The following is a 20,377-nucleotide window of genomic DNA, read 5'->3' as shown; positions in this document are numbered from 1 at the left end:
CATGAGTGAGTTCGAGGGGCTTCCTGCCCGCGGAGTGGTGTTCTGGCCGGTTGGTACCGGAGACAGCACCACGGTGGTAGTTGACGATCTGGTCGTGATGCAGGTTGACATTCACGATATGGCGAAGGCGGACGATGATGACACACCCGAGGTTGCGGTGGTGGACCGTCTTGTCGAGGCGCTCCCAGCGGTCGGGGGCAAGCCTTATCTCGCGACGTTTGTACTAACCCATGCCGACAAGGACCACTGCCTGGGTTTCGCTGACCTCCTGCAGCAGGTGACGATTGGGGAGTTGTGGGCGACACCGCGCCTCTGGCGCGAGTACAACGACCCTGACGCTCCGGAGCTGTGCAGCGACGCTGTTGCGTTCCGTGAGGAGTCGGAGCGGCGAATCGAGGCCACGATGAAGGCCGTGAGCGCTGGTGGCGTCCCGGCGAGTGGCGATCGAATTCGTGTTGTCGGCTATGACGATGAGCAAAGCTCGCATGCCTACAGCGAGTTGCCCGAAGAATATCTGGCCTGGCCCGGCCAGTCGCTGACGATGCTTGATGGAAACGAGTGCGCCGGCGTGTTCGAGGCGTTTATCCACGCCCCCTTTAGGGACGACGCAGCCGCCGCTCGAAACGAGACCTCTCTGTCGATGCAGGTTACGTTGACGGACGAAACGGGTGTTGATGGGAAAGTGCTGCTGTTCGGCGACCTTGCCCATGACACGATCATGAAGGTCTTCGATTACAGCGAGTACTACAACCGTGAGCAGTACCTCGCGTGGGATTTGCTGCTGGCACCGCATCATTGCTCCAAGCGGGTGATGTACAAGAGGGATGCCGAGGGCACGGAGCAGCTCCAGATGGATGTGCTCAATGCATTCGAGCGCAACGCACGTCCTGGCGGGACCGTTGTGTGTAGCAGCGCGGTGTTCCCGGATGTAGACGTCGACGGGAACAATCCTCCGCACAAGATGGCGGCTGACCGATACGCGGAGATCTCCGATGAGGTCATCTGCACAATGTCATGGGTGGATGAGGGAGCGCCCTCCCCGGTTGTGTTTGGTGTCGATGCGGCTGGTGCCCGCATCATCCGCGGCGACCTCGTCAAGTCGGCAGCATCCGAGGCCGCGGCAGAACTCGCAGCATCGGCAGTCGGCCGGCGGTTCGCTGCCGTCACCGCGGCCGCCGTAGCGGTGGCGAACAAGATTCCGCGGTCGGCTGCGGCCACCACGGTCGTTGCTGGCCCCGAGCGGGTAGACGCGGCCGTGACCTCTGACCGGGGCGGCCGGCATGCACCGGAGACGCCGGTCGGGTTCGGTCGTTGAGCGAACTCGCGCAACGGCAGCTTACCGAACTTGCGGAAATCAGCGACGGTGCTATCCAGCTGCTGGGAACTGTAACCGAGAGCGGCCTGACCACTCTCACGGTCTCGCTCGACACGTCAGGGATCGAGACCGCCAATGGCGGAATCCGGTTGCGCGCACGGGAACGGTTCGAAATCATCGTCGGCCCGTCCTTCCCCGACTTGCACCCGGACGTCAACGTCGCGCATCGACGGTGGGCAGGAACACCCCACGTCCAATGGGGACGCCACCTCTGCCTGTACGCGGCACCTTCCGTGGAATGGAACCCGGCCGACGGAATGCGCGGGTTGATCGCAAGACTAAATCTGTGGCTTCAACGCGCTGCAGCCGGCGAGCTGGACCCGGCTGGACGGCCACTGCACCCACCAGTCGCATACCACTCATACAAGCACGGCTGGGTCGTTGTCCGCCCGGACTTGGGAGATCTTGTGCCCTGGACAAACGCCGGACCAGAACGAGTGAAACTCCTCTACGCATGGTGCGCGAAACGCGGTAAGCGGATTGACGTCCTCGAATGGCTTACCAGGCAACAGATCATTGACCGGCTCGTTGCAGACGACCTGCGCGCGCAGGGCGAGAACGGCGTAGCGTACTTCGCTGCGCCGCTCGTGCTGATCAGCGACACCCTCGAAATGGAGTACCCAACCACGGCTGCACTCCTCGCAGGCGCCCTCGACACCTACGGCCTCAACCGCGACGAACTCCTACGGGTCCTCGTCAACGCCCGGATAATCAACAAAGCCATCGGCGTGACACTTGAGGGCGATGACGCCGTACCGGCGATGATGCTGCTGGGGACACCCGCGCGCCGCCTCGAACCGGGAGTACTCCTCGCGCATATCACAGCCTGGCATCTTGATGACCTCGGCGCGGACATCACCGACCTACTCCAAGAGGTCAGTCCAGAGCACGTTGAGCTCGCCGCACGGGTGCGAAAATTGGCCCATGACTGGCTCGGCTTCGCCAGGCTGCAGTGGATGGTCATCCACGAAGCCCGCCCAGAAGTGACGCGGCGTCGAGATGCCGGCTCACCTCTCCAGTGGCTGGCCGGCAAAAGGGTACTGGTGCTGGGTTGCGGAGCCCTCGGAGCACCGATCGCTGAACAATGCATCCGGGCAGGAGTCGCGCAGCTCCATGTGATTGACAAGGGAGCAGTCACACCCGGAATCCTCCTCCGGCAGCCATACGAAGACGCGGACATCGGCTACAACAAGGCCGAACGCCTCGCGACCCGGTTGTCTCGAATCCGGCACGACCTGACAGTGACAAGCTCAAGCGCGAACATCGTGACAGGGACACTTACCGACCCTGCAGACCTGCTCCAGTACGATCTCATCGTCGACGCAACAGCTGACATCGGTGTTCGCGTCGGTATTGAACGAGCCCGTGGAGCCATCCGCGCCGAGTGGCCGGCGACCATCAGTGCGCTGTTCGGGCACACAGCACAACGTGGTGTGGCCACAATCTCCCTGCCGGGAGCGACCGGAAGCGGCCACGACATCCTCCGCCGCCTTTCCATCGATACCGCTATCACGGCACCTGCCGGATGGAAGGACCTCGCCGACGATCTCTTCCCAAATCCGCCACGAACCGAGCGGTTCTTCCCCGAACCGGGCTGCTCCGCCCCCACGTTCACTGGTTCCGCCGCAGAGACAGCAGCACTTGCCTCAGCGCTACTCGTCTCCGCGGTCTCAGTCCTTGCCAGCACGGACGCTGAACCCATGACCGCAATTGGCTGCGACCTCTCCCCTGAAGTGAGGGGCCCGCGACCCGTACGCCTCGGGTGGAGAAATGACGTGATCCTCCCAGACAAGACCGGAAATTATGAGGTCCGCATTAACGCTCGCGCCCTAGCGGAGTTGCGCACAGAAACCCGTCGTGGGCGCAGAGTCCGCGGCGGACGGATCGAAACTGGCGGGATGCTGCTGGGGAGTTTTGACGAAGCGACGCAGACGGTCCTCATCGACACGGTCGCAGGTCCTTCACCGGACAGCCACCTTTCGGCTGCATACTTCGATCACGGTACAGAAGGAACACAAGAAATCGTTACCTCCCTTAGCACCGCCACTGCGAATCGGGTCGGGTTTGTGGGCATGTGGCACACGCATCCTTACGGAGTCGCCTCCCCCAGCGACAGGGACGAGGAAGGCATGGCCGACATCGTCGCGATGGACGGTGGCAGCCGCCGTGCGCTAATGCTCATCCTCGGGGGTAATGCTCCTATTTGGGAGGGTTGGCTCGATAGCGGGACCCTGCCCAACATTTACGCCCGGGTGATCAATCGGAACCCCGCCAGCCGACAGGAGGGAATGGTCGCGCCGTTCCTCACCTCTTCGGGTGCCTGGTTCCCTGGGGGATATACCTATCCAACAGGGCAATTCCCTACGGGTGCCGGAGAACGCGCAGGGATCGGCAGGGACCAATGAGCCCGAGGATTGGACTCGCGTTGTCTGGGGGCGGCTTTCGCGCAACAGCGTTCGGCCTCGGCAGCCTACGAGCCCTTCACGATCGCAATCTTCTTCCCCAGGTGACTGTCGTTTCGGGCATCAGTGGGGGGAGCCTCCTCGCTGCGATGTGGGCTTACGGACCGGAACGATTCGATGAGTTTGACGACTCCGTCACTACGCTCCTGCGTGGGGGACTCCAAACTGAGCTTGCTCGACGTGCCTTCACGCCACGGGCAGCGGGGCGTGCAATCGCCAGCGCTGTCCGGGCACTTGCCTCGAAGGAGGGGCGCTCCTATTCCCGCACTGATGCACTCGTCGATGCCCTGTCGTCGCGTAATTTCGGAGCCAAGCTCATCACTGATGTGACCCATGCAGGCATCGAGACCGTGATTTCGTCCACAGACATGAGAACCGGTAACGCAGTGCGATTCGGCAGCGCTCTCAGCGCATCTTCGCCGTTCGGGACAATCCTCGATGAGGTAACTGTTGCGGAAGCAGTCGCAGCCTCAGCGGCGTTCCCAGTTTTACTTCCCGCTTTGTGCCGAAGTTACGAATTCCTTGGTAGAGACGGTGATCGACGTAGCGAGCGATTGTCTTTGACCGACGGTGGTGTATACGACAACCTTGGCCTTGCTCCCTTACTCCCTGGCCGCTCAACCAAGTACAGTTCCCACGTATTCGATCTCGATTACATTGTCGCCGTCGACGCCGGACGCGGACGTACTGAGCGTTCCGCGGCTCGATTCATGGCCGGCAGGCTCGCCCAAAGTTTTGACATCACACACACAAAATCTCAGGACTCTGCCCGAAGCCGGATTCACTTGGCCCGCGAGCACGCGGAGGTAAAGGGCATTGTTCACGTCTACCTCGGCATGCGAGATGAGCGGCTGCCAATGCCCTTGGCGGACCTCGTCCCACGCGCAAGAGTCCAAAATTATCCGACGAACTTCGCTCCAATGAGGGATGTTGATTTGGACGCCATTGCGATCCGCGGGGAACAGCTCACTCGGACGCTGCTCAACAACTACACCCCCGACCTTGGAGGATAGTTTGCTACCCCTAGCTGCTTGTTCCCGTTCCTTGTTCCCGCGGCCGTAGACCTGCCCGGGGCTGCTGGGTGTCGGACCAGCGGAGTTTGTGCCAACAGTTTCTGCACAAAACAGAGAGATCGGGCATCCCTTGGGCAGGAGGGTTCGCCAGCGTAACCGTCCGGTTGGAATCTAGACCCTTCCGTCGAAGTGTGCCAATTGGCTGGTCGGGGCCCTATTCTGACGCTTTTGTCCTTGCTGCCTGACGTCAGGTTGGGGTGTAGTTCAGTCTGATCGGAGTTCTGAAGGACCGCGTAGCGCAAGAACTGCAGTAGGAGATGTAACTAGCCGTTGTTGACAACAGCGTGGCCAAAACAGGCATAATGGATAGGCCCTCTGTTTAAACCGATGAGTCGGAACTGGCCGATAAGAACCATATGTCGTCTAGTACTCTGCGAATACCACCAGATGAATCAATCTGAAACATGCGGTTTTCCGGTTTGCCACATGAAATGGATCTCTGCCCGCAACCTGAAGTACATGACGGCGATCGTGCGCGCCTGGGAATCATTGCGACAACGTAGCAAGTGCCACAGCTTGTGGCACATTTGCGGTCGGAGCCACATCCGCACCGTTCTCGACTAGGGCGTGTCTCCTAAATTCAAGTTGGTTTAGCCGGGATGCTTGATGGGTGTCGCGTACTTCTGTTTTGACCGATGGGCAGTGGGCCCGCATCCAGCCGTTGTTGCCGTCCTCTGATGGTCGTCAGGGTCGTCCTTTCCGGGATGACCGGCGCGTGGTCGAGGGCATCATTTACCGGTATCGGTGCGGGATCGCGTGGCGGGATGTGCCTGCCGAGTTCGGTCCGTGGCAGACCATTTGGAAGCGTCACCGTCGCTATAGCGGTGACGGAACGTGGGACAGCATCCTGGCTGCATTGCTGACGGTCGCGGACTCTCAGGGTGAAGTGGATTGGTCGGTCTCGGTCGATTCGACGGTGAACCGTGCCCACCAGCACGGCACCAACCTGCCGCGCACCACAGGGGGCCGGTTCGAATTACATGAATCTGTTTGCTGAGCCGGACGATCATGCGGTTGGACGGTCCCGGGGCGGATTGAGCACCAAGATTCACGCCTTGGTTGATGGCAAAGGCAGGCCCTTGGTTCTGCTAGTCGCTCCGGGCCAGGGCGGGGACGCGCCGATGTTCGCCCACCTCATGAACCAGCTGAAGATCAACCGGGCGGGTCAGGGCAGACCCAGAACCCGCCCGGACCGCGTCCGCGGTGACAAGGCCTACTCCTCGAGAGCGATCCGAACCCACCTCCGCGACCGCGGTATTACCGCAGTCATCCCGCAACCGTCCGACCAGATTGGCCACCGAAAGCGACGAGGTTCCACCGGTGGCAGGCCGCCTGCCTTCGACAAAGAGGACTACAAGGGCCGAAATGTCGTCGAACGAAACTTCAACATCTTCAAGCAATGGCGGGCCCTGGCGACCCGCTATGACAAGCTCGCCCTGACTTACCGCGGCGGAGCAGTTCTCCGGGCAATCATCATCTGGCTGACAGCTTTAGGAGACACGCCCTAGCGAACGAGGAAGAATTCCTGCGCAGCGTTCGATCGTGTGAATCACGGGGCCGGGTAAGGATGAAAGCGGTGGCGGCGTCCTGGTTGGGCGTTCACCGGCCCAGCTCTTGATGTTGCAATAGCTCGAGGGCGCCGCAACTATCCGTCAGGGACAGTTCAAGCCGTTCCGATTCGGGGTAGCGCACCACAGGGTTCTCGCCGCCCCATATCTGTACCGACTGGTCTGGGCCCCACTGCGGCCATCCCGGGTTTCCGGTTGCGGCGAAGCGGGTCCATGCGCTGCGCATCCGGATGCCGGATTCGATCACTGAGTCAGTTGGCTCCGGGATCAGCGCTCCCATTCCGGTGTCCAGGGTGTTGAAGGTCAAGGGCAAGTCAATGGCGTGCGGGGAGCCCATGCCCCCTACCGGGTCGATGCACAGCTCGTAGACGAACACGTGTCCCCCGGCGTCGGCGCCGGCCATGGCAGCCTGCAGTGTAGGGGCGAGGAACAGGTAGTCGGTATTGACCTTTTCGTAGAGCTCCCCGGGTTCTGCTTGCGGCATAATGGCGCGGTAGCCGTCGGCGTCTCCGTTGGGTGCGAAGATGTGCAGGGCGGTGTCCGCTTCTTCCGTGGTGATGCTAAACCGCTTTTGTAGGGCGGTGAAAAGACGGTATTCGTCGCGGGTATGGCCGGTGATTATGGGTATTTCGCGGGCGGCGCCATTTCGAAGCGCCGTCCATGGGTCCTCCGGCATCGTGTCTCCGTCCACGATCGGCCCAAAGATCGGCCCAAACGACGAGGAAGTGTAGGCGAGGGTACCCCATTCGTCGGCGCGGTTTCCCATGGTGCTGATGACCAGCCGCGTTGCGTCGGCCAGCGTCTGAGGAGTCAACGTCGCAAGGGTGCGTGCATCTGCTGTTCCTTCGATGCCGGCTGCGGCGGCGACGGCCTGGGTGACCGAGTGCGCGAGTGGTGGGGAGACGAACATCCGAGGAATACTCTGGGCGATGGCCCGATGGAACAGATTGCGGGCGCGTGGCATGGTTAGCAGGGCCAGGACACATCCGGCGCCTGCGGATTCTCCGAAGATTGTGACCTTTTGCGGGTCACCTCCGAAGCCGGCAATGTTGTCCCGCACCCATTCCAGTGCCGCGATCTGGTCGAGGATCCCGCGGTTGGAAACGGCGCCGTCGATCTGTCCGAAGCCGTCCACACCCATCCGGTAGTTCACGGTGACAACCAGGACGCCCTCGCGGACCAGTGCGGTCCCGTTGTACGCCCGTTCTGAACCTGCCCCGGCGAGGTAGGCTCCGCCGTGGAACCACACCATGACCGGCAATGCCTCTGGAGCTGCACTCGGGGCCCAGATGTTGAGGGTCAGACAGTCAGGTGCCGGATCGGTTGACGGCGGGATCTCCGAGCCAGGCAGTTGCAGGCCCTGGGGCGCCGGGGGCCCGTACGAGGAGGCATCGCGAACAGAGCTCCATGGAGTAGGGGCCTGGGGCGGTGCGAATCGGTGCCGGCCCCAGGGCGGCGCGGCGTAGGGGATCCCGAGCCAACTGCGCACCCCGTCATCTTCACGGCCTTGGACTGGACCTGTTTGAGTTAGCACCGGGTTGAGCATGGAACCGACCTTTCATAATTTGCAGAGAATATTTCTGCATTCAAGAGAATGACTGAAAATGTGACGTTCGTCAACCCCTCTGACATGAAAATTAGGTGAGTGCGGTGGGGTGCGTGGGGTGAGCGGTGTTATCCGGTCTGTTGCAGGGGTTCGAGAATGACTTGATAGCCGAGGGATTCTAGTTGTCTGACGGCCCGGGCCATGGTTTTAACGGGTGTCTGCCGGGTGAAGTAGTCGGCGCCGGGGTCGTTGTAGAGTTCGCCGGTGGTGAGCATGTGCCACGCTGCGGTGAGGATGGAGTGTTCGACGGCGACGAGGGCTTTGGCGGGTCCGCGCCGGGAGGCAATGCGCCGGTATCTGGCACCGAGGTAGGTGTTCTTCGATTTCGCGCAGGACAGAGCAGCGATGCCCAGGGCACCTTTGAGGTACCGGTTGCCGGGCCGTGTTTTGGTGGATTTGACCCGTCCGGCGGATTCGTTGGATCCCGGGGAAGTACCGGCCCAGGATGCCAGCTGCCCTGCGGTGGCGAATGCGCTCATGTCGGCGCCGGTTTCGGCGATGAAGATTTCCGCGATGGTGGTGCTGAACCCCGGGATGCTCACGAGGAGCTCCCGGGCGAAACGAAAGGGCTCCATCGCCGCCTCGATCCTGGCGCTGAGGTCGTTGATATCGGCGGTGTGGGCATCAATCCGGTGCAGATAGAGTCCGGTCATGTAGCGGTGGTGTTCGGTGAACCGGCCGTTGAGGGCTTGGGTGAGTTCAGGGATTTTGGACCGCAGCCGGCGTTGGGCCATCTCTGCCAGGGCCGCGGGGTCGGTCTGCCCGTCGATGAGTGCTTGGAGGATCAGTCGTCCGGAGACCCCGGTGATGTTCGAAGCTACCGAGGATAGTTTGATGCAGGCGTCCTCGAGGAGTTTCTCCAGGCGCTGGATTTCCCGGGTCCGTTCCTGAGTGATGATGGTCCGGGCCCGGGTCAGGTCCCGCAGTTCACGGATCGGAGGCGGGGGCACGAAGGAGGCCCGGACCAGCCCGTGGGCGCCCAGGTCGGCAAGCCAGGCAGCGTCGGAAACGTCGGTTTTGCGGCCCGGGACGTTCCTGGCGTCATGGGCATTGACCAGGATGATGTTCAGTCCGTCGTCTTCAAGCAGGTAGTAGAAGGGGCGCCAGTAATCACCGGTGGCCTCCATGACCACCAGATCCACGTGCTCGTCCAGGAGGTGTTCCTTTAGCCCCAGGATCTGCCCCGTCATCGAACCCCAGGTCGTGATGGTGGATGTGGTGGACCGGCCGCCGCGGCCCTGGATGCGGACACAGACCTTCGCGTCCTTCTTTGAAATATCGACACCCGCGCAGCGCGGGTGAATGACCTCCATGAGAGCTCACCCTTCCTCGAACAGTCCAACAGATGGCGTCTGTGTCCCGGGGAAGGCGGATAAACAACAAATCTGACATTCGTGCTCAACGGCAACATTCCACGGTCCCGCGGACAAAAGCTGCGCCCTCCACCACCAAACTCACTTACAGGCTCACCGGCACTAAAGAGAGACCGGGGTCGACCGGAACACACTCTTCAGTCTGCTCCGGCAGCCCCGACACCGCAAAGGTTCCCCACAGCAGTACATTTTCGGCCCCCACGGCGGAGCGAAAGCGCCCCTGAGAAACTCACTTCAGAGAGAGGAGCATAGGCCGAGTCAATGGCCATTTTCGGGTGAGTCAGAATCACGGGCGGCCTCTTCGCCCCTGTCCAACTTCCGAATCGAGGCCATCTCTCCCGCGGTGAGCGAGAAGTCGAAAACGGATAAGTTTTCTTTGAGCCACAGAGGGTCGGATGCTTGCGGGATGGGGACGATGTCCTGTTGGACATGCCACCGCAGCAGGACTTGGGCTGGAGATTTGTCCAGGCGCTGAGCGATCTCGATGATCAGCGGATTCGCCCGCAGACCGGAGGACCGACCGATAGGACTCCAGGCTTCGGTGACTATTCCCAATAACCTGTGGACAGCGCGCGGCTCAGTCCGGGCAAGGTCGGGGCTCAGTTGGATCTGGTTTACGTCCGGAACTACTCCCGTTGCATCGATAATGTCCTTCAGGTGGGCTGGTTTGAAATTTGAAACTCCAATGGCTTTTACACGGCCCTCCTCCAGCAACTTCACAAGGCCCTTCCAGGCGTCCACGTACTTGCCCAAGGCCGGAACCGGCCAGTGACACATGAACATGTCCAGATGGTCAAGGCCGAGTTTGCGCAGGCTCTCGTCGTAGGCGCGCTGCACTCCATCGATGCTGTGGGACTCTTTGTTGAACTTGCTGGAAATAAATAATTCGGATCGGGGGACGCCGGCGGTGCGGATGCCCCGGCCGACTGCTTCTTCGTTTCTGTACTGGAACGCGGTGTCGACCAGGCGGTAACCGCTCTGCAGTGCGAAACGCACCGCAGTTTCGCACTCGTCTTCCAGCATCGGCCAGGTTCCGAGGCCAAGCCGGGGAATGGTGTGTCCGTGCGGCAATTTCAGCCGGGGAATGTCCGAAGCAGTGGTGTCAGTCGTTTCAGTTGTCATCGGGCACCTTTTTCTCGGGAGCTTCAAGCTGAGTTTGTTGGAGCGGCCTGCCTGGACCTGATTCTGTTGGCGCGATCTGCGCTGGAAGGTCTTTTCTGCGGATACTTCCAGCTGCTGGAAGGGTCATGAGGACGCCGGCCGTGACCAGCGCTGCGGCAACAGGGACCACGCTGACCAGCAGTGCCATCACAAACGGTGTTAGGAAGAGCGCTGAAGCCCGTACCGTGCCAGTCAGGGAGAGAGCATCCCCGCGTTCTTCCGGGTGCACTTCATCTGCAGCTATGGCCGGTCCGACAGTCTGGAGGATCCCGGCACCAACGCCGGAAACAGCGAGGGCGGCGGCGGCGGCAACTGCGGCGCCGGCCAGTGGCCCCGCCGCGGCCAAGCCCGTCCCCGTGGCCAGGAGGCCCGTGAGAAGGGACGTCCTGTTTCCCCGCCTGCGCAGCCAGCTCGCAGATGCACTTCCGGCCAGGACGGCAGCGTTGGGTATGGCTACCAGGATTCCGATGACGGCGACGGGTTGGCCGGCAAGGGAGAGCACGATGGGAACGTAGGAGTCCAAGAGGCTCTTCCAGGCGCCCGCTCCAGCGTTCATCCAGCAGGCGGCATCGACGCCAGGGCGCCGCCAGAGGCCTCGCGCCATTATTCCGCCTGTGGCATGCTCCGGAGCGAACACAGGAAGCCTAGTCAGAAGGGCAGCAGGGATGACGGCCGCCGATCCTGCCGCTGCCGCCACGATCAGCGGCAGCGGTGTCGAAAGTTCCCAGAGATAACCGGCAAGTGCAGGTCCCAGCAGTGCTCCGACCCCTGCGGCGAGATTCACGTCAGTCAGTCCCTTGACAGACGAGGTCGACATGCGGACGGCGTGCGTCTGGCTGCTGGTCCAGAACAAGGCTCGAGCCGAGCCCTGGACCAGCTGGGATACTACGAAAATTGCCAATGCATCTGAGACTGCGATCAGAGCGCACGAGACGGCAATCATGAGCGCTGCTCCCACGAGGAGGGCTTTGTCTGGGACCCTGCGCATCAGTGCTCCCAGGAAGATCCGGGTCACTAACTGCGAGACTGCTGCAAGTGCAACCATCATTCCGACTTCGACCGTGCTGTACCCCACGGCAATGGCCAATATCGGCACCACCACTGCCAGGGTTCCAAGGGCGAACGAGAACAATACCGTCGCGGCAATGCTCAGGATTCTGTCAGCGCCGGACAGGCCCACGGTCTGGCCTTTGCAGGATGATGGCACGCCGCCCTTGGGTCGGAGTCCGGTTAGAGAGCCGGCACGGCGATTTCTGCGCCGTGCCGGGCTTACCCGCGGACATGTTCGAGATAGGTGTTTGCTTCTTCCAGACCGACAACATCGCCGTATTTGTTGTCAATGTCGAAAAGGCTGGCGAGGTGCGGCAGTTCGGCCCGGTCTCCGACGCCCTCCTCAACAACGATGGTGTGGAATCCGTAGGAACATGAATCCACGGCGGTAGCCCGGATGCATCCGCTGGTGGTGCCGCCGATGAGGATCAGCGTATCGATGCCTTTGGACACCAGACGGGCCGCGAGATCGGTGCCGAAAAAGCAGGATGCATACTTTTTCACGAGCAGCATTTCATTGTTTTGGCGCTCGAGCCTGTCGTCGAGTTCCACCCATTCGCTTCCCTCAACCAACCAGCTGTTGGACGGGATTTTCCGGATCCATTTACCGGCCTCCTGCAGGTCGGTGTCGTACGCGACAGTTGAAAAGATGATCGGAACGCCAGCGCCCCGAGCTCTTCCAAGAAGTTCCTGGGCTGCCTTTAGCTGTTCGTCAAGGTCTCCGGCCAAGGGCGATCTTGAATCCGTGAATCCGCGGATCATGTCAACCACCAGAAGCGCCGGGCGGCTCCCGAAACCGATCCTTCCGCCCAGTCCCTTTTCCTTGAATTGGGACCTTAACCTCTGGTATTCCTCTCGGGCAGCAGTCGCAGACATGCTTTCCCCTTTCTTAGAGCGTTTCAGTACTCAGACACGTAGGCAAGCGGGCGTGCAGGCCCCCTGGGGCTAGACCTTGTTGCCCAGCCGCCGTTCGACTGCCCACAGGGCGAGGTTCCCGGCCAGTGCGATCGCAGCGAGGAGCACGATGATGCCGTACATGGTTGGCAGGTCCAGCATGCCGTAGGCCCGCAGCGCCAAAAGCCCGAGACCGGCACGCGCAGCGAAGAATTCGGCGATGATCACGTTGATGAACGCGATGCTGAAACCGATACGGATGCCAACCATGAGCGAGGGTGCCATGGCCGGAATGTATATCTTGGTCACCGTCTGCAGCGGGGATAGGCTCAGCGAGCGTGCCAGCTTGGGCAGGAGCGGGTTGATGGCGCGGACGCCTGCGGTTGTTGAGACCATGATGGGGAATACCGCTGCCAGCGCGGCCATCGCCGATTGCGCTCCCACACCCACTCCGAAAATCTGGAGAAGGATGGGAAAAAAGATTACGCGCGGGATGGCGAAGGCGCCTGCGACGATGGGATCGAAGACGGCACCGAGAAACTTGCTCCGGCCAATGGCATAGCCCAGTGGAAAGCCTATGGCAGCAGCGATGAGGAAACCGATAGCCACCGCCTGCAAGGTCGCGTTGAGGTGCCGGTAAATGGAGCCATCGGCGAAGCGCTTCGCCAGCGCGTTGAGCGAGTCAGTGGGCGAAGCGACGAGGTCACTTATGGAAGACAGCAGTGCCCACAGGAGCACCAAGGCCACCAACACGGCAGCACGCCACACGTTGTCCCGGATGACCCTGGATCTGTTCGCACTCTGTTGAGTGGTGACTGTCGGCAACGAAGGAATCGTTACATCGGTACTCACAGCATGTCCCTTCTGATGCGTTTCTCCAGCCAGGTAAGCACGCTGTTGACCAGTACGCTGAGGACGATGACAACAGCGATATAGGCCCACATGTCTGCTGTGTTCAGTTCCCGGTAGTAGAAGCCGGCGCGGAAGCCGACTCCTTGGGACGCGAGGATGAACTCCATGGCAACGGTGCCGATGACGGCGTAGATAAATCCGAGCTTCACGCCCGGGAAAATAAGCGGCGTCGCCGCCGGAAAGAGAACTTTTAAGTAGTACTGCCGCGGGGAGGCGCTGACCGAATTGGCGAGCTTGTGAAGAATAGGCTTGATGGCGTTCAGGGCAACCATCGTGGTCAGCGCAATTGGAATCAGGGACATCGATGCGGCTATAACGATGATCGGTCCCGCGTTGAGTCCCATCACGGCCAAAAGAACCGGATAAAACAACAAAGTGGGCATTGCATAGCCGGTGACGATGAAGGGCTCAAGGATGCGCCCTGCAGCCGGTACCCGCCACAAGAAAACCCCGAGCGGGACTCCCAGCACAAGTCCGATGGTGAACGCCACCAGAATGGTAGTAAGGGTTCGGGCTGCGTCCTGGCCAAACTGTTCCGTCGGGACGATCGAGGCCAGCCGGGTCAGAATCTCCGATGGTGGCACCATGAGGGACCGGCTGATCATGCCGGTTCTGGTAGTGAGCTCAAGGACAACGACAAGCGTCACAATGATTGCCCAACGGACCAGCGATGAACGCGGTACCATAGCGGCCTTTTGCTTGGCCGGCACGGCCGGGGTCTTCTCCAGAACGCTCACGCCAGCCGCGCCCCTGGTCCCAACGTTTTCTCCGCCTCAACCTTTACCAGCGCCCAGAGGTGGTCTTCCAACTCACGGAACCTTGGCAGCGCGTGGGTTCCCTCCGGCCGGGGCCGTGGCAGATCGATGGTTACCACCTCTTTGACAACGGAGGGCCTGGCTGACATGACCCAAACCTCGTCGGAAAGGTACACGGCTTCCTGGATATCGTGGGTGATGAACAGGACTCTATTGCGTGTCTTTTCCCAGATACGGAGCAGTTCCCGGCCGATGAACTGCCGGGTCTGCTGGTCCAAGGCGCCAAAAGGCTCATCCATGAGCAGGACGCGCGGCTCCATGGCCAAGGCCCGTGCGATCGCAACACGTTGCTTCATTCCTCCGGAAAGCTGGCCGGGGCGGTGGTCCTCGAAACCGGTGAGCCCGACAAGTTCGATCATGCGGCGGGCGCGCTCATGGCGCTCCGCTTTCGGGACGCCTTTGACCTCGAGGCCGAAAGCGACATTGTCCAGGACCGTGCGCCAGTGCAGGGTGGAGTCTTCTTGGAACACCATGGCAGTGTCCCGCCGGGGGCCGGTCACGCTTTCACCGTTTATGCTGACCGAACCCTGCGTGGGCTTCAGCAGGCCGCCGACCATGTCAAGCAAGGTGCTTTTTCCGCAGCCGCTGGGACCGATAACGGAAACGAATTTGCCTTCCGGTATGGCGCCCGAAACGTTAGCGACTGCGTGGGTGACTCCTGTCGCGGTGCCGAAAGTCATTCCGATATTGTCGAAAACGACGTCACTGTCGTGTCCTACTGAATCGATCGGGGATATCTGGCTCATGAAAGGAAGTTCCTCATAACGATGGCGTTCATGTCCGGTTCTTTGGTGATCTGGCCTTGTTCTTTACCGGCGGCGACGACGGCGGCCAGCTGGGCATCGGTGAAGTCCAGGCTGTAGAAGTTCTGCGAGTTCTTCAGCGCCTCAAGAGCCACCTTGGGCTCGTATTTGATTGCCTTCCCGTAGGCGTCGGCGGCCTTTTCGAGGTCGTTGGTAATCAGGTCCATCGCCTTCTTGAGCGCACGGCCCCAGCCCTTCAACGCCTCGGTATTTTCGTCGATGAAGGATCCTGTCGCGACGAGGCAGGTGTCCGACCAGTCCGTTACGTAGTCGCGGGAACGCCAGATCACCTTCGCTCCGCTTTCGGAGGCGATTTTCTCGGAAAGCGGCGAAGCCGTCCACGCTACGTCAACAACTTTCTGGGAGACGGCGGTCCACGAATCGCTCGCTGAGCCGACGCTGATAAGTTCAACGTCCTTGCCTGGGACTAAGCCAGCGGCCCGCAGCGTGCGGTCTGCGAAATACGAGGAGTTTGATCCTGGCGTGCTGACTGCCACTTTCTTGCCCCTGACATCCTCAATGGAGGTGACGGGAGAGTCGGGCAGCGCAATGAAGTCGACAGAAGCCGCCGTATAAACATTGCCGAAGATTTTTACGTCCATGCCCTTCTCGGCCGCGATAAAGACGGGAATAGTGGACGACGTACCGAAACCTATGCCGGATTCGATTCCTCGAACAGTGTCAAGCCCCCCTGGGAACTGAATATGCTCAAGGGTCAGCCCCTCTTCCTCGTAGTAGCCTTCCGTCTGGGCGATAAAGAAGGGGGCGGAATGAATAAGACTGGCCAGACCAGTAATAGCAACGTCGCCGGAATATCCCTTCTTACCCCCGCCGCTGCCGCCGCTGTCCTGGCCGCACGCCGTGAGGCCTCCCAGAAATAACGTCCCGCCCGCTGCCGCTGTGATCTTGATAAATCCGCGGCGTCCCATTGGTTCAAAACTCATTCGGCTCTCCCTCATCTTCGTGTCAGATCCGTGGTTGTACAAGTGAAACACATCACTTTACTGCTGTCCAGATAAAAGTTCTGTACAGCAGAGGCAGTGGTAGGCCTTTGTTCTTGACCACCCTGATGTCGTTCTAATGGCTTCGATGCCCGCTCTGCCGTTGCAACAACGGGGACGGTGGGTGTTCGAGCGCCGACAATCAAAGGCGGTGATGTGTCTGTAGAGGAATGGTCAGGGTCCAGCAAACGGTTGTGGTTCGAAAGCCCGCAGGGCTCACCGTCCAGGCCCGATAGTCTCTCGTCCAGGTATCGGAATGGACCGCGGTCGTCCTAGAAGACCGGCTCGCCAACGATCGGGGACGCTTCACACGCCTTGGTTGGCCCCTTCCCCAGCGAACGGGTCGGAAAACTTGGACATGACGCGGACATGACGAGACCCTGGATCGGGAGAGCCGAGGATCCGGTGGTGTGTCGACCGGTCATTGAGATTGTCACTGACTTCCGCCGCCCGTTCGTCCCGAACCAGGCCCCTATGATGGAAGCATGCGTCCGTGCTGGGAGCTTCATGTGGAGCCGGAGCCGCGAGCTCCCCTCGATGGCGTCGCCCGTGACCTCGGCCTCGTTTCGGACGTCTCTGCGGGACGACGGGGGGCGGTGATGCGTCTCTGGCAGCCGGACCGGACCGTCGTGCTGGTCGCGGAGGAAGCGTCTCGCACAGCGCCGCGGGAGGACGTGCCCGTTGTTGCGCGCCCCACGCCCGGTGGGCAGTGGCTTGCTGCCGGACCTGCGGCCATCCTGTGGTCGACGATCGCCACCAGGGAAACGCTCGGGATCAGCGGAACGGAGGACCCGCTCGAAGCCGCGTCTGAATGGGTGCTCGCCTCGTTGCGCCAGCTGGGAATGCAGGTGAGCCTGCAGGCAGGCGGAACGATTTGGACACCGATGGGCGTGGTCGGCGCTTGCGCGGTCGTCAAGCAGGACGGCGTCATCCTCGCGCAGGGCATCGTTGATTATGCAATGGATGCGGGTGATTGCGTGGGGACGGATCCGGTGCCGGCGGAGAACGTCCGTAGCCAATCGGGCTTGCCCTTGCCGCTCGTTATCGATCGTTTCGCGCGCATGGCGCGCACGCTCTTCCGGGCAAAGGTCATCTCGCCGGCATCCGGGTCGGCCTTACCTCGGTCCTGAGGCAAAGACGGGGTGTGTCCCAGGAGGGTTTCTGGGACACCCCCTGTTGAACGTCGGTGATCAGCCCGTGTAGGCCTTCGTGATGAGGTCGACGTACTCCTGTGGTGAGCCCATCACGTCGTTGACGAGCTTCTGCACGTCGTCGCCGCTCGTATAGTGGACCGGCCGCTTGGTGTCGGCGGCAGCCTTGATGAAGGCCTTGTCGGTCATGACCTTCTCGAAGGCGTCGCGGATTGTCTGCAGCGTGCCCGGGTCCATTCCTGGGGGGGCCGCGAGGAGGCGGCCGCTGGAGATGAGCTTCGTGTGCAGCGTTGCGAGTTCCTTCTGGTCGCCCTTCACCACGTCGAGGAGGTTGTCGACGTCCTTGATCTCCTTCTCACCGGTGTTCTCGCCGATGACGAGGATCGGTTTAAGATCGCCGGCGTTGATACCTGGCTGCTGGCTGCCGAACGAGCGCGAATGCAGCTCGACGTTGCCCTGGATAACGTTGAGGCTGGCCTCGTTGCTGGACTTGAAACCGGTCACGACCTGGTTGTCCATGCCAAGGAGCTGGTTCAGAACTACGGCGTCGATGTACTCGTTTGAGCCGGGGCCGGTGGCCGCGAAGCGTTTGCCAGCGATGTCGTCCACTGACGCGATGCTGGAGGACTTGCTGGTGGCGAGCACGTCGGGTTCGGAGCTGATTTGGCCGATGTAACTCATTGTCTTCGCGTCGTACCGGACGCCGTTGGTCTTCGCGATCGCAGCACCGAGGTGGCCGGGGCCGTTGAGCAGCACGAGGGTTTTCCCGTCCGGCTTGGCGTGCACGGACTCGTTCGTGGCGAGGATGCCGCCCGCGCCGGGCTTGTTCTCGACAATTACTGTAGCGCCGAGCTCGTCGGCAAGCTTCGGGGCCAACATGCGGGCGTAGGCGTCGTAGCCCCCGCCCGGGTCGAACGGGACGACCAGCGTGATCGTCTGGTTTTTCAGTTTGGCCGCTGCGTCCTCCGGGGAGGTTGACGCGCCGGTGGCACCTGCCGACGAGCAGCCTGTGAGTGCGCCGCCGGCGAGGGCGAGGGCGGCGAGGCCGAGTGCGAGCTTACGCATTGGGACGGGTCCTTTCGATTTTGGTGCGCCCGGACCATAGGCGGCCGGGCGGTGACGCGGGAAGGGAGAGCAGGGAAACGGGCGCTCAGGCGAGGCCGAGCAGCCCGCCCGGCAGCGGCAGTTTGAGGGCGATCGCGAAGACCACGTAGATGACGCCGCCGAGCAGGGCCGCGTAGATGGCGGCGAACCACCACGACTTGGCGGTTTGGAAGCGCAGGTAACCTACGGTGAAGGCGACCATGGCGAGGTAGATACCGAAGACCGACAGTGCGACAAAGAAGCCGCCGAGCCAGCCGAGCGAGGTGATCCAGTCCCGCGTCGAGAGGTTCTTGAAGAACTCGTACTCCTGCTCGGCCACCGACTTGGCGGCCTCGGGCACGTTGGTCTTCGGGGCGGCCGGCTTGGGCGGGAAGAACAGCACCCGTACGAGTAAGGAGGCGCTGGCAATCACACCCACGCCGCTGACGCCGAGAGGGAAGTAGGCGGCGAGGTCCCTCCAGCCCGTGGCCATCAGGAACGCCACGACGAACACGACGAGCAGCACGGATGTGATGATCAGATCGGGCTTGTGCACGTGGCGCCCCCGCGAGCCGCCCTCGCCGTCGCCTTCGATGGAGTGGATCATTTCGGTGCTCATACGAGACCTCCGGTGGCCAGGAGCTCGCGCTTATCGGCGCGCTTTTTGCGAGCGGTGCGGACCGCGGTGAACATGATCATGCCGGCGATGATGACCTCGATGACGATCACGCCGGGCCGGCTGAGCCAGTTGAACTGGAACAGCGCGTAGCTGACGGTGAAGTACCGCTCGAGGATCTCGCCGAGCACCAGACCAAGCAGCAGCGGGATGCGGGGCCACTTGAAGCGGCTGCACATCACGCCGATGGCGAGGAAGACGAGCATGATCCAGACGTCGTCGAGCGAGCTGGTGTTCGAGAATGCGCCGATGGTGAGCATCGTGATGAGAAACGGTACGAGCAGCCTTCCGGTCACCGAGGTGAGCTTGGCAAGGGGACGGATCAGCAGGTAGCCGAGGATGACAGCCGCGATCGTGCTCAGCACGATGATCCACACGAGCGAGAGCGTCACGTTGAGGTGCTCGCCCAGCATCTCGGGGCCAGGATTCAGGCCGAGGATCAGGAACGCGCCGAGTAGCACCGCCATGCTCGCGCCCGACGGCACGCCGAAGGCGATCGTCGGTACGAGGTGGCCCCCGTCCTTCGCTGTCGTGGTCGCACCTGCGGCGATCACGCCCTCGATCGAACCGTTGCCGAACTCCTCGGGATGCTTCGAGGTTTGCTTGGCGTGGCCGTAGGCGATGAACTGGGACACCGATCCTCCGAGACCGGGCATCATTCCCAGGACGGCACCGATGGCACTGGTGCGCAGCATCAACGACCAGTGGCGAAAGGAATCCTTGACGCCGACGAGGATGCCGCCAAGGTGTGGCGGCACGGCCGTCTTGGTGTCACCGTCTTTGTCGAGCATGGACTGCAGCACTTCGGCACCGCCGAGGAGACCGACGACGACGGGGACAATGCCGATGCCCTCCCAGAGGTGCAGGCTTCCGAAGGTGTACCGGGCCGCACGCGACTCTGATCTGCCTGAAAACGGCCATTGATTCCGACGATGCTTCTTCACGGAATCGAGAGGGGTTGACGAACCTCACATTTTGCGTCATCCTCTTGATTACAGAAACCTTCTCTGCAACACAGAGAAGACATGCGGGCCCAACGAAGGAGACCTCTCATGACAGACCAGACCAGCGTTATCCAGGACGTGCAGCGCGGCATGATTCCTGCACACATTTACAACGATAAGGAGATCTTCGAGCTCGAAAAGGAGCGCCTATTCGGACGGAGTTGGCTCTTCGTTGCCCACGAGTCCGAAGTGCCCGAAGCCGGCGACTACGTAGTGCGCCGTGTACTCGAAGATTCATTCATCATTTCCCGAGACGAAAAGGGCGAGATCCGTGCTCTCTTTAACATGTGCCTCCACCGGGGAATGCAGGTCTGCCGGGCCGAGATGGGAAACGCCTCGCATTTCCGCTGCCCCTACCACGGCTGGTCCT

Annotated in this window: 18 protein-coding genes; 6 read left to right on the top strand and 12 right to left on the bottom strand. The window is 61.5% G+C overall.

From position 1 onward, the window contains the following. Nucleotide 1: 1 nt before the first annotated feature. From OCL88_RS17695 to OCL88_RS17685, 4 genes are all read left to right on the top strand, one after another. The gene (locus OCL88_RS17695; RefSeq protein WP_264963369.1) at nucleotides 2-1,315 is read left to right on the top strand and encodes a hypothetical protein; all 1,314 of its coding nucleotides are present in this window, start codon (nucleotides 2-4) and stop codon (nucleotides 1,313-1,315) included. Then, a complete protein-coding gene (locus OCL88_RS17690) occupies nucleotides 1,312-3,780 on the top strand; it encodes a ThiF family adenylyltransferase (protein ID WP_264963368.1) in 2,469 nt (822 codons plus the stop codon). The genes OCL88_RS17695 and OCL88_RS17690 overlap by 4 nt, the downstream gene beginning before the upstream one ends. After that, nucleotides 3,777-4,850, top strand: a complete 1,074-nt coding sequence (locus OCL88_RS21320; protein WP_286404973.1) for a patatin-like phospholipase family protein — start codon at nucleotides 3,777-3,779, stop codon at nucleotides 4,848-4,850. Before OCL88_RS17690 ends, OCL88_RS21320 begins: the two co-directional genes overlap by 4 nt. Before the next feature lie 670 nt (nucleotides 4,851-5,520). Further along, nucleotides 5,521-6,418 (top strand): IS5 family transposase gene (locus OCL88_RS17685; protein ID WP_149597821.1). Its coding sequence is split into 2 segments (ribosomal slippage): nucleotides 5,521-5,871 and nucleotides 5,873-6,418, totalling 897 coding nucleotides; the frame shifts between segments, so codons are not numbered across the junction. A gap of 91 nt (nucleotides 6,419-6,509) precedes the next feature. Here OCL88_RS17685 and OCL88_RS17680 read toward each other — a convergent pair. From OCL88_RS17680 to OCL88_RS17640, 9 genes are all read right to left on the bottom strand, one after another. Further along, nucleotides 6,510-8,024, bottom strand: a complete 1,515-nt coding sequence (locus tag OCL88_RS17680; RefSeq protein WP_264963367.1) for a carboxylesterase/lipase family protein — start codon at nucleotides 8,022-8,024, stop codon at nucleotides 6,510-6,512. Nucleotides 8,025-8,152: 128 nt separating this feature from the next. Next, nucleotides 8,153-9,397 carry an IS110-like element ISArsp3 family transposase gene (locus tag OCL88_RS17675; RefSeq protein ID WP_011689782.1) on the bottom strand — a complete coding sequence of 415 codons (1,245 nt, stop codon included), beginning with the start codon at nucleotides 9,395-9,397 and terminating at the stop codon, nucleotides 8,153-8,155. 318 nt (nucleotides 9,398-9,715) lie between these two features. Further along, nucleotides 9,716-10,579 carry an aldo/keto reductase gene (locus tag OCL88_RS17670; RefSeq protein ID WP_011689781.1) on the bottom strand — a complete coding sequence of 288 codons (864 nt, stop codon included), beginning with the start codon at nucleotides 10,577-10,579 and terminating at the stop codon, nucleotides 9,716-9,718. Further along, nucleotides 10,569-11,798: an MFS transporter gene (locus tag OCL88_RS17665; protein WP_013603158.1), complete on the bottom strand. Its 1,230-nt coding sequence runs from the start codon at nucleotides 11,796-11,798 to the stop codon at nucleotides 10,569-10,571. Before OCL88_RS17665 ends, OCL88_RS17670 begins: the two co-directional genes overlap by 11 nt. An 89-nt stretch (nucleotides 11,799-11,887) precedes the next feature. Beyond that, nucleotides 11,888-12,544 carry an N-carbamoylsarcosine amidohydrolase gene (locus tag OCL88_RS17660; protein WP_264963366.1) on the bottom strand — a complete coding sequence of 219 codons (657 nt, stop codon included), beginning with the start codon at nucleotides 12,542-12,544 and terminating at the stop codon, nucleotides 11,888-11,890. A 69-nt stretch (nucleotides 12,545-12,613) separates the two neighbouring features. Beyond that, nucleotides 12,614-13,414, bottom strand: coding sequence for an ABC transporter permease (locus tag OCL88_RS17655; protein ID WP_011689778.1), 801 nt, complete (start codon nucleotides 13,412-13,414; stop codon nucleotides 12,614-12,616). Then, nucleotides 13,411-14,211, bottom strand: coding sequence for an ABC transporter permease (locus tag OCL88_RS17650; RefSeq protein ID WP_011689777.1), 801 nt, complete (start codon nucleotides 14,209-14,211; stop codon nucleotides 13,411-13,413). The genes OCL88_RS17655 and OCL88_RS17650 overlap by 4 nt, the downstream gene beginning before the upstream one ends. Further along, nucleotides 14,208-15,035, bottom strand: coding sequence for an ABC transporter ATP-binding protein (locus OCL88_RS17645; RefSeq protein ID WP_011689776.1), 828 nt, complete (start codon nucleotides 15,033-15,035; stop codon nucleotides 14,208-14,210). The genes OCL88_RS17650 and OCL88_RS17645 overlap by 4 nt, the downstream gene beginning before the upstream one ends. After that, nucleotides 15,032-16,036 carry an ABC transporter substrate-binding protein gene (locus OCL88_RS17640; RefSeq protein WP_011689775.1) on the bottom strand — a complete coding sequence of 335 codons (1,005 nt, stop codon included), beginning with the start codon at nucleotides 16,034-16,036 and terminating at the stop codon, nucleotides 15,032-15,034. Before OCL88_RS17640 ends, OCL88_RS17645 begins: the two co-directional genes overlap by 4 nt. A gap of 656 nt (nucleotides 16,037-16,692) precedes the next feature. Between OCL88_RS17640 and OCL88_RS17635 the strand changes: the two genes are divergently transcribed. Further along, the gene (locus OCL88_RS17635; protein ID WP_232223687.1) at nucleotides 16,693-17,223 is read left to right on the top strand and encodes a hypothetical protein; all 531 of its coding nucleotides are present in this window, start codon (nucleotides 16,693-16,695) and stop codon (nucleotides 17,221-17,223) included. Between the two features lie 60 nt (nucleotides 17,224-17,283). On the opposite strand, the gene OCL88_RS17630 is transcribed toward OCL88_RS17635, so the two are convergent. The 3 genes from OCL88_RS17630 to OCL88_RS17620 all read right to left on the bottom strand — a co-directional run bounded on the left by OCL88_RS17630 (nucleotide 17,284) and on the right by OCL88_RS17620 (nucleotide 19,947). Then, entirely contained in the window at nucleotides 17,284-18,309 is a 1,026-nt protein-coding gene (locus tag OCL88_RS17630; protein ID WP_011689773.1) for a Bug family tripartite tricarboxylate transporter substrate binding protein, read from the bottom strand. A gap of 85 nt (nucleotides 18,310-18,394) precedes the next feature. Beyond that, entirely contained in the window at nucleotides 18,395-18,946 is a 552-nt protein-coding gene (locus tag OCL88_RS17625; RefSeq protein ID WP_011689772.1) for a tripartite tricarboxylate transporter TctB family protein, read from the bottom strand. Then, the gene (locus tag OCL88_RS17620) at nucleotides 18,943-19,947 is read right to left on the bottom strand and encodes a tripartite tricarboxylate transporter permease (RefSeq protein WP_264963365.1); all 1,005 of its coding nucleotides are present in this window, start codon (nucleotides 19,945-19,947) and stop codon (nucleotides 18,943-18,945) included. The genes OCL88_RS17625 and OCL88_RS17620 overlap by 4 nt, the downstream gene beginning before the upstream one ends. A gap of 108 nt (nucleotides 19,948-20,055) precedes the next feature. Between OCL88_RS17620 and OCL88_RS17615 the strand changes: the two genes are divergently transcribed. After that, nucleotides 20,056-20,377: Rieske 2Fe-2S domain-containing protein (locus tag OCL88_RS17615; RefSeq protein ID WP_264963364.1), on the top strand; the 322-nt coding region annotated here is incomplete at its 3' end.

The organism is Paenarthrobacter sp. PAE-2, assembly GCF_026013155.1.
Taxonomy (GTDB): domain Bacteria; phylum Actinomycetota; class Actinomycetes; order Actinomycetales; family Micrococcaceae; genus Arthrobacter; species Arthrobacter ureafaciens.
Note: the sequence above shows the minus strand (reverse complement) of the source record. Positions and strands in the feature narration are given on the sequence as shown.

Coding starts and splice junctions, on each gene's coding strand:
- OCL88_RS17695 (WP_264963369.1), top strand. CDS start 2: ATGAGTGAGTTCGAGGGGCTTCCTGCCCGCGGAGTGGTGTTCTGGCCG.
- OCL88_RS21320 (WP_286404973.1), top strand. CDS start 3,777: ATGAGCCCGAGGATTGGACTCGCGTTGTCTGGGGGCGGCTTTCGCGCA.
- OCL88_RS17680 (WP_264963367.1), bottom strand. CDS start 8,024: ATGCTCAACCCGGTGCTAACTCAAACAGGTCCAGTCCAAGGCCGTGAA.
- OCL88_RS17675 (WP_011689782.1), bottom strand. CDS start 9,397: ATGGAGGTCATTCACCCGCGCTGCGCGGGTGTCGATATTTCAAAGAAG.
- OCL88_RS17670 (WP_011689781.1), bottom strand. CDS start 10,579: ATGACAACTGAAACGACTGACACCACTGCTTCGGACATTCCCCGGCTG.
- OCL88_RS17660 (WP_264963366.1), bottom strand. CDS start 12,544: ATGTCTGCGACTGCTGCCCGAGAGGAATACCAGAGGTTAAGGTCCCAA.
- OCL88_RS17645 (WP_011689776.1), bottom strand. CDS start 15,035: ATGAGCCAGATATCCCCGATCGATTCAGTAGGACACGACAGTGACGTC.
- OCL88_RS17640 (WP_011689775.1), bottom strand. CDS start 16,036: ATGAGTTTTGAACCAATGGGACGCCGCGGATTTATCAAGATCACAGCG.
- OCL88_RS17635 (WP_232223687.1), top strand. CDS start 16,693: ATGCGTCTCTGGCAGCCGGACCGGACCGTCGTGCTGGTCGCGGAGGAA.
- OCL88_RS17630 (WP_011689773.1), bottom strand. CDS start 18,309: ATGCGTAAGCTCGCACTCGGCCTCGCCGCCCTCGCCCTCGCCGGCGGC.
- OCL88_RS17625 (WP_011689772.1), bottom strand. CDS start 18,946: ATGAGCACCGAAATGATCCACTCCATCGAAGGCGACGGCGAGGGCGGC.